We start from the raw sequence: 14528 nt of genomic DNA on the forward strand, positions 1-14528 counted from the left end.
GCCCACCGCCCTCGGAACCGTCCCGCCGTCAGGCCGCCCCCTGGGGGCGGATCGTTTCCGCGGGCGGAGCCGGCGCGTCCGCCGGCCCGAACAGGCCCGCGGCCTCCAGCGCGCTCGCCAGCCCGGGACGTCCGGACGTCGACATCTTGCGGTAGCAGTTCGTCAGATGTTTCTCCACGGCCCGCCGGGACACCCCGAGAGCGTCGGCGATGACCTGGTTCGTCAGCCCCTCCGCCGCCATCTGCGCCACCATCCGCTCGGCCGACGTCAGCCGTCCTCGGGTCGGGACACCCACCGCCCCCGGCCCCAGCAACTCCTGGGCGCGGGCCGCGATCCGCGCGGCTCCGCACTCCAGAGCCACCTCGTACGACGTGCGCAGCGCCGCCTCCGCCTCCGCCGCATGACGCGGCGCCACCACCTCCGCGAGCCGCAGCAGCACCGACGCCCGCGTGAGCAGATCGCCGGATGTCTCCAGCACCCCGGCCGCCTCCCGCAGCAGCCTGGGCGCCGAGGACCCGCCCGTCACGGTGGCGTGGAGCGCCAGGGCGCGGCCCAGGCCCGACGGCGCACCCCAGGCCCTGGCCTGCTCCAGGTGCCGCTCCGACAGCTGCTCGGCACGCTCGGACTCGCCCATGCGGTGCAGCGTGCGCGCCGCCCAGTACGCCGACGGCGCCATGACCGGATTGCGCCAGCCCGCCCGGTCCAGGACGTATTCCGCGTCGAGGAAGTGCTCCACGGCCATGGCCGGCTCGTGCCGCCGCTCCGCCTGCACGCCCCGCACCATCGTGAGCAGTCCCGCGAGCACACAGTTCTCGTGCACGCCTCGGACCCGCTCCGGCAGCGCCTCGACCAGGTCCACCTCGCGGGTCCGCAGCGCCACCATGGCTGAAGCGATCAGCGAGAGCGTGCTCGCCTCCTCGGGGCCGGACACCGCCAGGGCCCGCACGGCCCGTTCCCGCGCGTCCGTCAGCCTGCCCTGGGCGAGCAGGACCAGGGCCTGTTCGCTGAGCACCACCGACTGCTCCAGCCGTCCGCCCCGGCGCTCCGCGTCGGCCAGGGCCGTGTCCAGCCAGGACATCAGTCCGGTGACCGAGTCCGCGGTGACCGCGACCGGCACCACCAGCGGCAGCATGGTGTGCACATGGGCCGCGCACGCCGGCTCGTGCTCCAGGATCCGGCCCGCGAGTGCGCGGACCTCCGAGGCGGGCAACGTGGCGGAGACCGTCGCGGTGTACGTCAGTGCCGTCAGCAACTCCCGTTGCCCCGGGTGCGTCATCGCCGGTCGCCCGCCCAGCCCGGCCAGCCGCTCCGCGGCCGACGCGATCACCGACGGATCGAGTTCGCAGAGAAGGTGGACCCTGGCCTCCAGGCGCAACTCCAGCAGACGGCGTTCGTCCGGCGGCAGCTCCGCGGCCGGCAGCTCGCGTGCCGTCTGCCGCATCGCGTCCCCGAGCGACAGCAGGGTGGCCCCCGTCGCCGTCGGCGTGATGGTCAGCAGCGCCCTCGCGCGGGCCCGTGCGTCGGGCAGCAGCGAGAGGGCCTGGGTGATGTGCCTGACGGCGACCGAGGGGGCGAAACTGCGCTCCACGGCCGCCAGTTCCACCAGCAGCACCGCTCGCGCCTCGCTGTGCGGCGGGACGTCGAGCAGCGCCCGGCGCAGATAGCGGGCCGCCGTTTCCGGAGCGCCGCGCAGCACCGCGGCTTCGGCGGCATGGCGCAGCGCCACCAGCGAGTCGCCCTCCAACGCGACGGTGCTGGCGAGGAGATGACCGGCCACCCGCTCGGGTGTGCTGCCCCGGTAGCGCAGCAGCGCGGCGGCCCTCAGGTGCAGGCGGTTGCGTTCGCCGGGCGGCATGGCGTCCTCGATCACCTGGTGCACCGCCCGGTGCGCCAGCCGCAGAGCCTTGCCCTCGGGGACGGCCAGCGTCAGCCGGCGCAGCCGCCAGAGACCGGCCTCCCGGTCCACCCGGTCCAGTCCGGCCAGTTCACCGACCACCTGCGGGTCGGCTCCGTCCCCGAGGACCTGCAACGCACGTGCCACGGCCAGCACGGAGGGCGGCTGTTCCTGAAGACTCAGCATCAGCCGCCGACGCAGCGCCGGTGGCACCAGCGTGGCCACCTCCGAAGCCCGGGCCGCCACCGGGGCGATGCCGCGGGACCGGCATTCCTGGAGCAGCGACACGAGGTGCAGCGGGTTCCCGCGCGTGGCGTCGTGGCACACGGCCGTGAACTCCGCGTCGCCCGGCACACCCAGACGCTGCAGGATCAGGGCGTCGACCGACGCCGGGCCGAGCAGGGCCGGGAACAGCGTGTGCTCGGCGGCGGCGACCGGACGCACACCGGGCGGCTCCGCCGCCGGCTCCCCCTCGCAGACCGTCGCGGCGACCAGGATCCGCCGGTGGGGCACCTGCTGCACCAGCTGGTCCAGCCAGTCCAGAGTGCCCTCGTCCGCCCAGTGGAGGTCATCGACGAGGAGGACCGGAGTGCGGTCCTGGCTCATGTTCTCCACCAGGGACAGCAGGGCCCGCACCGTCGTCGCGGTGTGCTGCCGGGGCGACTCCGGGTCGCCCTGCAGGAAGGCGAGCGCGGGCCGCGCGGGCCCGGATCCCCATCTGGTCACGAACGTACCGGACTTGACCACGGGTTCCAGCAGTTGCCGGGTGACACCGAGAGCGAAGGAGCGTTCCGCGGGGGCGGCGTAGGCGCGCATCACCAGGGGCCGGGGAAGCGCCGCCGAACCCGTCGTCGGGCCGTTGGACAGGTGCCCGGCGAGTTCGCCGATCTCCGACAGGACGGCCGACTTGCCGACCCCGGGCGGCCCGCTGATGACGACCAGGGATCCGTTGCCGTGTGCGGCGCGCCGGAGGGCCTCGGCCGCCACTTTCAGTTCGTTCTGCCGCTCGAGCAGCATGCCAGCGGCCTCCTTGCGCGGTCTGATGGAGCTTGAGGGGGGTGGATGCGAGGCACGTCGAGTGCGCGTGATCACGGGCCCATCGCAGTCCCGCCGTCCTGGTTCCCCGATCCGGTCGACGCGGGCTCCGCCGGTGTCCCGCCGTGCGCTCCGGCCGCCTCACGGGCGACCACGCTCTGCACGAAACGCCGGGACGCGGGGGTGGGCCCCAGCCGGCGCAGCGCGTGTTCGGTCAGCCGCGCCGCCTGCGGAGCCGGGGAGCCGAGGCCGCGACGCAGATCGGTCCAGGCCAGGGCGGAGCCGGTGCCCCACCGTCCGGCCAGCCGCGACTCCTCGGCGAACAGCTCGGCCGCCCGGTCGTTCCCGCCGCAGCCCAGGTGGGCCAGGGCCGCCAGCGAGCGCCAGGCCACCAGCCCCGGGTTGGCCCACCCACGGGCCGACATGCGCCGACCGCACTCCTCGGCCTCTGCCAGGGCCTGCCGGGGGCGCCCCTGGCAGAGGTACAGCTGTGCGCGGGCGTAGAGCAGATGGACCCAGGCGTCGCTCTCCTCGGCCCCGGGCGCCGGCTCCTCGCGGGCCAGCCGGTCGGCCTCCGCGTACCGCTCCCGTGCCACCAACAGGCGGATCTCCAACGACCGCAGCAAGGTGAGCCGAGCGGGATCCCACACCTCCGCCGGCGCCAGGGAACGGCAGGAGGAGAGGTCGTGCAGGGCGGTGCCCGGAGCACCGGCCTGCAGGTTGAGCTGGGCGCGCAGCAGGCGCCCCCACACCACCAGCGCGGGGCTGCGGCGGCGTCCGGCCTCTGCGAGCGCCACGTCGAGCGCGTCGAGCGCGGCGTCATGGGCGTCCGCGACGGACAGCGCGCAGCAGACGGCGAACCGGGGGAGCAGCGCATCGTCGGCCGGCGCTCCCAGGGCCTGCAGACAGATCGCCCGCACCCCGGCCGCGTCGTGGCCCCGTACCGTCTGCCGCCACGCCTGCACAGCGAGCGGGGCCGAACGGGCAGGGGAACCTGGCTCGCCGTGGACGGCCGGCGGGGCGCCGGATGCCGTGGACGGCCCGGTGCACGGGGCGTCCGCCGTCCGGGTCCGGGCCTCCACGCCGAGGATCTCCGTCGGCCCCGGGCCGCACGGTTCGCCCGACACCCGCAGCACGGCACGGCAGTCGTGCCGTCCGACCAGGAGGTCCTCGGCGGCCGCGCGCACGTGCGGCCGCGCCGTCCCGGACAGCAGCTCCGTGATCCTGCGGTCCGCGGCCTCGGGCGCGGTCATGGTGTACGACTCGGCGGCCTCCAGGAGGACCTCCGCGCGCTCCACCGGGTTCAGCGGCTCGCGCAACGCCCGCTCCAGCAGTTCGGCCGCCTCGGCGTGCCGGCCGCGCGCGTGCAGGGTGCGGGCGGCGCGGCGCAGCACCGGCGGCGCCCAGGGCTCGCCCAGCGGCACGGTGTTCAGCAGCAGACCGGCCAGCGCTTCGTCGTCGGCGTCACAGCGGTGCGCCCAGCGGGCCGCCTCCGCGTACAGCCGCTTGCGCTCGTCGCTCTCCGAACCGGCCAGCAGACCCGCCGTACTGCACGTGGTCCTCAGCCGCGGTGGATCACCGGCGTCGATCAGGCCCTGCACCCGTAACGTCCTCAGGGCGCCGGACACCTCGGCTTCGTCCAGCTTCACGAGAGCGGCGACCCGTTCCACCGGTAGCAGCCCCCGGCAGACCGCCAGACCGCGGAGCAGCGCCAGCGGACGCTCGGGCAGCTGGGCGGCCGACTCGGTGGCCCGGTCCCGGTGCGCGGCGTCGATCTCCTGGGTGAGCGCCGTCCACAGCCCGACGGCGGACACCAGGGCGGGATCGCGGCGCACCTTGTCCACCGAGCGCAGCATCACCCAGGGACTGCCGCCGGTGAGGCGGCTGACGCGTTCCCACCAGACGTCGTCCGAGGTCGGGGGGACGGGCAGCTCCGACGCGGTGCACAGCGCGTGGACCTCGGGCACGCCGAGCGGTCCGAGTTCCAGCAGCATCCCCCGGTTGTCCGGGGAGGCGGCCGCCTGGTCGAGCAGTCCGGCGCAGGCGTCGGGAAACTCGCCGTGGGCGCTGGTGACGGTCAGCAGCAACCCGAGCGGCGCCGAGGCCAGCCTCCGCAGCAGTCCCGCGACGACCTGCACCGACTCCGGGTCCGCCCACTGGACGTCGTCCAGGGCGACGAGCGTCGGCCGGTGCGCGGCGGCCATCAGGGAGCGGCACCATCCCTGGACCGAGTCCTCCGCGGACAGCTCTCCGGCATGGGCCCCACCGCCCGCCGGGGACCGGACCGGCCGCAGCTGTCGTACGAAGGAGTACGGGGCGGGCGAGGGCGGGCCCGTGCCCAGCGCGGTGAGCACCTGCACACCCGCGGCCCGGGCGAGGGCCATGCCACGTCGCAGCAGGCGGCTGCGTCCCGAGCCGGGGGCGCCGTGGATCACGCTCACGCCGGGATGCCCGGCGGCGAGCCGGTTCACCATGCGGAGCAGCACCGCTTGCTCGGTCTCCCGCCCGTACAGCGGCGTGAAGCCGTCCAGGGAGGCCGACTTGAGCAGTAAGGGACTGGGGGACGCCGCCCGGCGGTCCGGTGCGGTACTCATCGGTTCCCCTCGCCGGGCCGCGACACGAGGGTTCCGGAGGCGGCCTGAAGGACCCCCACGAGATCGTCCCGGCCACTCACGCCGAGTTTCTGATAGGCGTGGGTCAGGTGCAGTTCGACCGTACGCCGGGTGATGTAGAGCGTCTCGGCTATCTCCCGGTTGGAACGGCCCGCCATCGCCAGGGCGGCGACTCTGCGCTCCCGGGCCGTCAGGGCGTCGTCCGGGCGGCAGCTGAGCTGACGGGGCCGCCCGCCCGCCTCGGCGAGCCGGACCCGGATGCCTGTCGCGGCGTTGCCGGCCCCGCACCCGATCATCAGGTCCAGCGCGGTCCGCAGCCGGGGCCGGGCGGCCAGGGGGTCGCCGGCGTCGAGCAGGGCGGCCCCCAGCGCGTACTCGGCGCGTGCCCGCAGCAACCGCGCGGGGGATTCGGCCAGTCGCGCGCAGGCGTCGTCGAGGAGCCGGTGCCCGGCCCGGCCCGGAGTGGCCAGCCCGCGGGCCAGCAACGTCAGTCCGGCGCTGCGCGGGGTGTCGGGACGGGCGACGAGTGTGCCGTTCCGGGCGGCCAGCTGCCGTGCCTCGGCGGTACGGCCCAGCTCCGTCAGCAGCCCGGCCGTCTCCAGCCACCACGGCAGCACCAGCGGGGGCTCGGCATGCTGCGGGCCCAGCGCCCTGCCGCCGGCGCGCAGGGCCGTCAGCGCGCCGCGCAGGTCGCCGTGGGCCCGTCGCACGGCCGCCGTCGCCCACCAGTAGAGGGGGTGGACGTAGGTCAGCCGACGCAGGTCGGCGCCGCCGGCCTGGGAGAGGACCGCCGCTGCGGCGGCGATGGTGCCGCGCTGGGCAAGGACGTAGGCGAAGACGACGGCGGACATGACGGCGGGGCTGTCATCGCGTCGGCGTTCGAGTTCCAGGGCCTGCCGGCTGTCCCGTTCGGCCGCGGGCAGGTCGCCTGTCGCGCTCAGTACCAGCGCCCGGACGGTGAGGGCCTGGATCCGGCTGGGGGCGAGTTCCCCGCGGAGCGGATTGCCGAGGAGGCGGTCGAGAGTGCCGAGCGCCGTGGAGTTGTCGTCGGTGAGGTTCGCGACGACGGCGGAGGCGATCAGCGACAGGTCGTCCAGCGGGGTGCAGGGGGCGCCGTCGGCTGCCGGGCCCGGGTGCTCGGGCACGGGGCGGCCGCTGAGCGCCGACAGCGCGGCGCGGGCCAGCCGCAGCCTGCGGTTGCCGGGGTTGTTGTCGCCGGGCTCGCTCGCTGTCCTCGTGCGCTCCTCGACCCAGTGCATGGTCCGTGGATCCAGAGCTCCGCTGAGCAGCAGAGCGGATTCCAGGGTGGCCCGGGACTCCTGCGGAACGATGGCCTGCGAAGAGCCGGGCCGGCGGTCCAGCACGTCGGCGAGCAGCCGGGCCGCCTCGTCCCCGCGGCCGAGGAGAACGAGCGTGTCGGCGTACCGCAGTGCGAGCTCGGCGAGTTCGTGTCCGTCGGTGCTGCTCGCCAGGAGCGCGCTCAGGTGGTGGACGGCCAGGTCCGGCGCGATGGTGCTGAGGGTGTCGGCCAGCAGGGCCCTGATCCGGCGGAGCGTGCGGGTGTTCTCCCCCGCGCCGATGTCCAGCGCGTGGGAGAGGTACCGTACGGCGGTGCCCGGGGAGTCGGTCGCCAGGGCCGCGCTGTAGAGGGTCTCCAGCATCCACGGTGCGGCCCCGTACGGGATCCGCAGGAGTACGTGCGCCACCTGGGCCGGTGGGCGGCCCGCGTCCTCCAGCAGCCGGGCGGCGCGGGCGTACAGCGGAACGAGTTCGTCGCCGGACAGACCGGCCGGCGCCGCGTCGGCGGGACCGGGGGATCCGGCCTGCGAACCGTGGAGCGGCAGGATCCGGCGTTCGGTGAGCTGGTCCAGGGCCCGCAGCACGGTCGGCAGCGGCATGCGGATCAGTTCGCTGACCAACTCCGGTTCCGCGCAGCCCAGTACGGCCACCGCGGACAGGACGGCGGAGGCGGAGGAGGGCAGCGGTCGTGCGCCCTGCGGCGTCGCGAGGTCCGCCGCTGTGCCCCCGCCCGTCGTGTCGGCCGTGCCGGTGTGCCGGGCGAGGAACGCGTGGACCGCCGCCGGTATGCCCTCGGACTGTTCCTGGCACGCGCGCACCAGGGCCGTGGAGGGGTCGTGTCCCAGCCTCTGGAGGAGCAGTTCCGTGATCTCGGCGCCGGTGAGGGGTCTCAACTCCCGTGCGGACCAGGCATGGTGGGTGAGCAGGGAGGCGAGGGCCGGTGGCTCGGCGACGGGGGGCACCGTGATCACCGGCAGCAGGGGCAGCCCGACGGATCTGCGCAGGACGTAGTCCAGCGCGCGCAGCGACCGGGGGCGGGGCAGGTGCGCGTCGTCCATGGCCAGCACCACGGGTCCGCTCCGGCAGAGCGCCACCACCCTCTCGTGGAGCTGATGACTCGACAAAGGCTCGTCGCCCAGCGGGAATCGGGCGAACGCCGCGTCGCCGCGCAAGGCCCCGACCGCCTCGCACCAGGTGCCGTCCAGGGGGCCGGCACGCAGCACGGACGCCCAGGGGCTCACGAGATCGCAGAAGGCTGCCAGCAACGCGCTGCGCCCGACTCCGGTCGGTCCGGTCAGCATCACGCCGGGGGGTGGTCCCGAGCCGGGCCCCGGGATGTGGCGGATCAGCGCCGACAGCAAGGCGGACCTGCCCACCAGAGGTTCGGCCGGGGTGTCACTCGTACGCGGTGATCGAGGGGCCGGTATGGCCGAGGTGAGGTTCACGGGGCCACCGAATGTTCTGTGGGGACGGACACTTGATGGGCTTTGTGCGTGGGGGAGGGAAAAAGGGAGCGGGGCCGCATGGTGGACGCAACGGCGTGGGGAGCGGGAAGCTCACAGCGGCCCAGGGGTGAAGGGCGTAACGCGCTCATCGCTTTGTAAGCGGTTTCCGGCGTTCTGTTCTCGGTTCGTAATGGGTGCACACAACGCTCTGGATTGTAGCCGATGCTCCTTGTCGATGTGCATGTCATGTGAAGCGTGCCTGTGGCCGGAATGCTGAGGTGAACGCCGTGACAGTGCCCGAGAAAGGCCAGAAGCGCCTGCTGTGATGTGTATTGCGTCCGCTTCGTCCAATTCGCGTTCATGCGGGGCCGGTGTGAATGGGCGGAGACTGGTGAAGCATCTAGAATTTAAGTCAATATCGCGGTTGATGGCCTGCCTGATTTTGTGTACGGCATTCCCGTGCGCGACCGGTCTCCGCCGAGGTTCTTTCTCGTTGTGCGCGACGCCTTCCCGCCCTGTGCCGGACCAGGCGGGTGTCGGCCGGCGCCGGCCGGGAGGCGGCGGTGGAGTCGTGCGGCCCGACCGGCTCAGGCGGGCAGCCGGATGCGGAACCACGCCCCCCGGTGACCGGGTTCCAGCGACACCGTCCCGCCGTGCGCCGCGACGATGGCGGCCACGACGCTCAGCCCCAGACCGTTCCCGCCGCCCGCGTCCGCGACCGGCGCGCGCGTCACCGTCCGCCTGCCGTGGACGAAGGGTTCGAACGCCGAGCCGCGCAACTCGACCGGGATGCCGGGCCCGTCGTCGATCACCTCGATGACCCGGAAGCCGTCCTCGGTGCCCAGGCCCAGAGCGGTGCGCGTGCCGCCGGGCGTGTGATGCCGCACGTTCGCCAGCAGGTTGGCGACCGCCTGGTAGAGACGGTCCCGGTCGCCGGTGACCGCGTGGGTGCCCGGCAGGATCGTCAATCGGATGGGGTGGTGCGGAGAACACGCCTGGGCGTCGGCCACCGCTTCCCGGCACAGCTGTGCGAGGTTGACCGGCTCGTTGCCCAGTGGCTGGCCGAGGTCCAGCCTGGCCAGGAGCATCAACTCGTCCAGGAGCGCGGACATCCGGCGGGTCTCGTCGGTCATACGGGCCATCACCAGGTCGAACTTCTCCAGATCGGCCAGTCCGCCCAGCCGGGCCAACTGCACATAGCCGGAGACGGCGGTGAGCGGAGTGCGTAACTCGTGGCACGCGGTCGCCACGAACGCCATCATGCGCTGCTCGGACTTGCGGCGGTGATCACGGTCCCTGCGCATCTGGGCGCTGAGCCCGATCGCCGCCAGCAGTGGCAGGAGGAGCAACGCCAGCTTGAACACCCGTGAACCGGGGACACGCAAAGACACGGTCGGTCGCCCGATCGCCATCCTCTGTGCGCCGCCGTGGATCACGGCCACCCACTCGCCTCCGCCGCCGGCGGTGGTCGCGTGGCGGGCCGTCGCGTACGTCGTGGCCGGCCTGACCGGCGGCCGGCCTTCGCCCGGCGCCGGTCCGGCGGAGACGACGAAGAGGAGGACCACGAGGGACAGGGCTCCGACCGCCGCACCTCCGTGCAGGATCCACGCCGAGTTCAGAAGGCGAGGCGCCGACACTGCGGTCTCCTCGTTGGTCTCCTCGTGGGAATCCCGAAGATACACCTCACCGCCCGATCAGGGTGCCCTGCGCCAACGCGACCAAAACAAGCCTTGCTTGGCGGCACGATACCCAAGGGCACTCTCGGATCGGCAAGTTCCCGGCTCCGAGGGCCGGACGGAATGCTGTCGATATCGACAGGTCGGTCATGCCAGGTGGGAAGGGGTGGAGTGGTACGGGCGACCGGTGCGCCGCCGGCTCCGGCCCCGCCGGCCCCGAGGCCGCGGTGGGCGGATCCGCCGGTGGCCCGGCCGGCCCCAGGTCCCGCACCGCCGGCTGACGGCGCCTCGGGCGCGAGGGGAAACGCACTGATCAACGGCTGTGGTACGGCTCCGGACGCGCCCCGGCACGCGGCTCACCCGCCCTCGGGCTCCGCCGCGCAGCCGGGCCGCTCGGAACAGGTACGGGCGTGACGAACTCTCGCCCGGCGCATGTAGGTGAATCCCTGGTTTTCGCCGAAGCGCGCGACACCGCCCGGGTGCATGTGCAGAGCGGTACGCACTCCGTGCGGCCGGCGTCGGACCGTACGCGGCCGGTGTCGCGCGGGGTGGGTCGGTGCGCAGGCCGGTGCCGTGCGGTGCGGGGTCGGCGTGCAGGCCGGTGCCGTGCGGTGCGGCATCGTCCGGCCCGAGTGCCCTGCCGTGCGGCGGCGTTCGGCCTCATGGCAGCGTCATCGGTGGCGCGGCGTCGGGGCGGTGCCCTGCGGCGGCGGGCAGGCTGACACGGAACCACGCACCCCGCTCGGAGGGTTCGAGACCGATGGACCCGCCGTGAGCGGTCACCACCGCCGCCGCCACGCTCAACCCCAGTCCGCGTCCAGGACGTGGAGGCAGGTCCGGATCCGCCGAAGGGGAGCTCGACGCGCGGAAGAACGGCTCGAAGATCCGGTCCCGAACGGTTTCGGCGACCCCCGGACCGTCGTCGATGACGTCGATGACATGGCGGTCACCGTCCAGCCCCAGCCGGACCTGGGCCGATGCCTCCGCGGGGGTGTGGGCCAGCACGTTGGACAGCAGGCTGTCGATCGCCTGCTCCAGCCTTCGCCGGTCGCCTTCCACCCAGTGCGGAAAGGACTCGACCACGCACCGCAGCGAGCGCGGAGTGCCCGGGCTCTGGGCCCGGTTCACCGCCTGGAGGCAGACCTGGGCCAGGTCCACCTGGCACAGCTCGAGCACGCCGCCGTGCTTCAGCCGGGCCAACAGCAGCATGTCCTCGACCAGGCTGTTCAGACGCCGGGTCTCCTTCTGGACCTGCCCCATGGCCTCGTCCAGGCGGCGCGGGTCGTCCAGCCCCCGGATCAGGGCCAGTTGCGTGTACCCGGCGATGGTGGTCAGGGGAGTGCGCAGTTCATGACTGGCGGCGTCGACAAGTTCGCACAGTCTGTTCTCCTCCTGCCGACGGCGCAGCCCTGCCTCCTCGATGCGCCGCAACAGGTAGTTGTACGTGTCGGCGGCGCTCCGCAGCTCCAGCAGCGGCTGTGTCGTGACCGGGACGCGCTCCGAGGGTTCCTCACTGCCCTCCGCGATGCGCCGCGCGTCGGCCGAGATCTCGCACATGGACGCGAGTGTCCGACGGCTCGACCACAGGGCCCCCAGGGCGAGCCCGAGGATCAGCGGGATCCCGGTCGCGGTCTCGATGCCTACGAGCGTCCGCACGGTCGTGTCGTCCGAGGCCGTGGACCGGGCGGTCATCAGATAGCCGCCGTCCGGCAGACGGTCCACGACGGCCCGTGCGGCTCGGCCCGGCACCGGCAGGGGCTGCTCGACCCCGTCCCGCTCGCGCAGCAGAGCCGCCGACGTCGGCAGGCTGCCCAGGAGGGATGTGTCCCCGGTCGACAGGCGCACGGCGCCGCGGCCGTCGGTCACCACGGACGCGGACTCGTCCCGTTCCGGCAACCAGCTCCGCCCGGCACGCAGTGCCTCCATCCGGAAGCGGTGACTCTGGACGATCTGCTGGTCGGTGCGCTCCCGGAGGCGGGACGACATCGCGCACGCATAGTAGACGTCGGCGGCGAGCACACCGATCGCGGTGATGATGAGGAAGCCCCAGGCGAGCCTGCGGGCGAGGTACTTGGCGGGAGCCGGAGGGAACCGGGCCCCCCGGTCTCTTCGGCTGCTCCGGGCAGGGCACGCGGCGGGGGACACCTCAGTCCTCCGTGACGTGTCCGGGAGGGGCGGAGCGCACCAGATAGCCCGCCCCGCGCACGGTGTGGATCAGCGTCTGGTCGGTGTCGCCCAGTTTCCGCCGCAGGTAGTAGATGTAGGTCTCGACGATTCCGGACTCGCCCCGGAAGTCGTAGCTCCACACGTTGTCGAGCATCTGCGCCCTGGAGATCACATGGTCGGCGTTCTCCAGGAGATAACGCAGTAACGCGAATTCCGTCGACGACAACTGCACGGGCTGGCCGTGCCGCCAGACCTCGCGCGTGTCCTGGTCCAGTTCCACCCAACCGGCGCGCAGCCTGCGGCCGTTGGCCGGCGTCAGCTCACGACCGCGGCGCATGACGGCACGGATCCGCGCCACCACCTCGTTGAGGTCGAACGGCTTGGTGACGTAGTCGTCGGCGAGTTCGAGGCCCCGCACCTTGTCCTCGACCGCGTCCCGTGCGGTCACGAACAGGACCGGCACGTTGACGCCCGCGCCCCGGAGCCCGTGACAGACCTCGAATCCGTCCATGTCGGGCAGGACGACGTCGAGCAGGACGACGTCGGGGGCACGGCTGATCGCCAGGGCGAGCGCCTCGTCTCCCCGGGCGGCGGTGACCACCTCGAATCCGAGGAACTGCAACGCCATGGTGAGCATGGAGGCGATGCTGGCCTCGTCCTCCACGACGAGCACGGTCGTTTTCGAGGACGTGTCGCTCTGGATCATCGTGTGCGCACCATGAAGTCGGTAAGAACCCATTGCTGTCGAGATCTGCCCGCGGAATCGAGGAAGACGGGATCAGCGCTGTCGTCGTCATGATGGCACAGGGATGATCCGTCGGATCGTATTCCCATCGTGCTCTGAGCGGACTTTGATGTATCTCTGAAGTTCGTGGACTTACCTGTCCTGACATGACCACACACGCGGGGGCGATACCTGACCTTCACCCACTCTTCGCGTCGGAGGGGATCGAGGATGCCGACGAATTGCTCCGCAGAGTCCGGTGGGAGATCTTCTCGGCTCTGACCGAGGTGGTGTCCGGCCAGGGCGACTGGAGCTGGCAGAGCGCGGCACGTATCCGCGCGGAGGGCCGGGCCTGGGCGCGACGCGGCCGGTCCCTCGACGAACTGCTCGCGATGGTGGGCGGCATGACCCGCCATCTCATCAACCGGTGCACGGTCGGAGCCCATGACCAGGACGCTCTGATGCACGAGGTGATGGTGCTGCGGCTGGGCGACGCCGGCCGACTGGTGGGCCGCGAACTGAACTGCGGCTTCTTCGAGGTGGGGATCGGCGGCGAGGACGATCCGGAGTCTCCCCGCCCGTTCCCCGCGCAGCGCACCAGGGAGACTCCCGCCGAGGCCTGCGCGGTGCTGGCAATACGCGCTGTGTCCTGCACGATCGCCGACATCGACCGGGTCTTCGGCGGTCTCGCCGCGGCGGTGGTCCCGACGTCCGAGGACGGAGCCCACGTCCTGCTGCGGGCTGCCGACCAGCAAGAGGCCGTCTCCCGCGCCCGAGAAGCCCACAAGGACCTTCCCGGCGACGTCTGGATAGCCGTCCACTGGCAGGACTCCGGCCTCGGCGCACCGGGCGGACGGGCGGTGCCGGAGGGGAGCGGGGTGTCGGTCGCCGACGGCATCTGTGCCACGCTCCTCGCCCTCGAGTGTCCCCCCGGGGTGTACGGACTCGACGACGTCCTGGTGGAGTACAGCGCGACGGAGACCCCGGCCGTTTCCGAGCGGCTCCTCGAAATGGTCGAGCCGCTGAACGAACACCCCGTCCTGTGGGACACCCTGACCGCTCTCATCGCCGCCGACGGGGTTCGTCACCGTGCCTGTGAACGACTGGGCATCCACCGCAATACGCTGGACCGCCGCCTGCAGCGGATCGGCCTGCTCACCGGTCAGCGCCTCGACGGGCTGCGCGGCCTGTGCACCCTGCGCGCGGCTCTCGCCGTCGTCGCGGTCACCCGCCTCCAGCGCACCGCGGGCCTGCACTGGTCCGAACCGACGTCGGCCACGGGCGCGTGGGACATCCAGGGCGCCCCTGACGCAGCCGACCACGAAGCCGTCCCGGACGCCCCGCCCTCTCACGCCCCCGACGCGATCCGCCCGCGCATCCCGGCCCCACGGCGCGTGCCCCCTCAACCCTCGTTGTACACGGCGGCCCATCCGGTCCGAGCCCGCCATGCCTCCACCCCGGTGACCACGGTCGGGTGACCCCGGCGCCTGAACCGTCGGTCCGCGGGAGCGAGCCGCGGCCTTCGCGGAGTCCGACGACACGGCAGCGGCGTAACCCGGACCTTGCCGCGCGACGCCGCTCGTGTCGTGGAGACATGGGCCGACCTGAGCAGGCCCGCGTCTGTGTGCGGCCGCACGGCCCGGACGCGCGCCGGCACCTGTATACCGCGGTGCAGCC

General features: G+C 73.1%; 7 protein-coding genes. 1 reads left to right on the forward strand and 6 read right to left on the reverse strand.

Going from position 1 to position 14528, the window contains the following annotated elements:
• Positions 1–28: 28 nt before the first annotated feature.
• The 6 genes from IE239_RS29600 to IE239_RS29625 form a co-directional block, all read right to left on the reverse strand.
• Positions 29–2911 carry a helix-turn-helix transcriptional regulator gene (locus IE239_RS29600; protein ID WP_190152492.1) on the reverse strand — a complete coding sequence of 961 codons (2883 nt, stop codon included), beginning with the start codon at positions 2909–2911 and terminating at the stop codon, positions 29–31.
• Positions 2912–2982: 71 nt separating this feature from the next.
• Complete coding sequence (locus IE239_RS29605) at positions 2983–5523, reverse strand: AAA family ATPase (RefSeq protein WP_190152493.1); 2541 nt, start codon at positions 5521–5523, stop codon at positions 2983–2985.
• Positions 5520–8285: a LuxR C-terminal-related transcriptional regulator gene (locus IE239_RS29610; protein WP_190152494.1), complete on the reverse strand. Its 2766-nt coding sequence runs from the start codon at positions 8283–8285 to the stop codon at positions 5520–5522. Before IE239_RS29610 ends, IE239_RS29605 begins: the two co-directional genes overlap by 4 nt.
• A gap of 587 nt (positions 8286–8872) precedes the next feature.
• On the reverse strand, positions 8873–9922 hold the full coding sequence (locus IE239_RS29615; protein ID WP_190152495.1) for a sensor histidine kinase: 1050 nt from the start codon (positions 9920–9922) through the stop codon (positions 8873–8875).
• Between the two features lie 699 nt (positions 9923–10621).
• A complete protein-coding gene (locus IE239_RS29620) occupies positions 10622–12106 on the reverse strand; it encodes a sensor histidine kinase (protein ID WP_190152496.1) in 1485 nt (494 codons plus the stop codon).
• Position 12107: 1 nt separating this feature from the next.
• Positions 12108–12833 (reverse strand): response regulator transcription factor, encoded by a 726-nt coding sequence (locus IE239_RS29625; protein ID WP_190152497.1) that lies wholly within the window; start codon positions 12831–12833, stop codon positions 12108–12110.
• Positions 12834–13093: 260 nt separating this feature from the next.
• Here IE239_RS29625 and IE239_RS29630 point away from each other — a divergent pair, with 260 nt between their 5' ends.
• Complete coding sequence (locus IE239_RS29630) at positions 13094–14329, forward strand: helix-turn-helix domain-containing protein (protein WP_190152498.1); 1236 nt, start codon at positions 13094–13096, stop codon at positions 14327–14329.
• The last annotated feature ends 199 nt before the right edge of the window (positions 14330–14528 follow it).

This window comes from Streptomyces humidus (assembly GCF_014649655.1).
GTDB classification, from domain to species: domain Bacteria; phylum Actinomycetota; class Actinomycetes; order Streptomycetales; family Streptomycetaceae; genus Streptomyces; species Streptomyces humidus.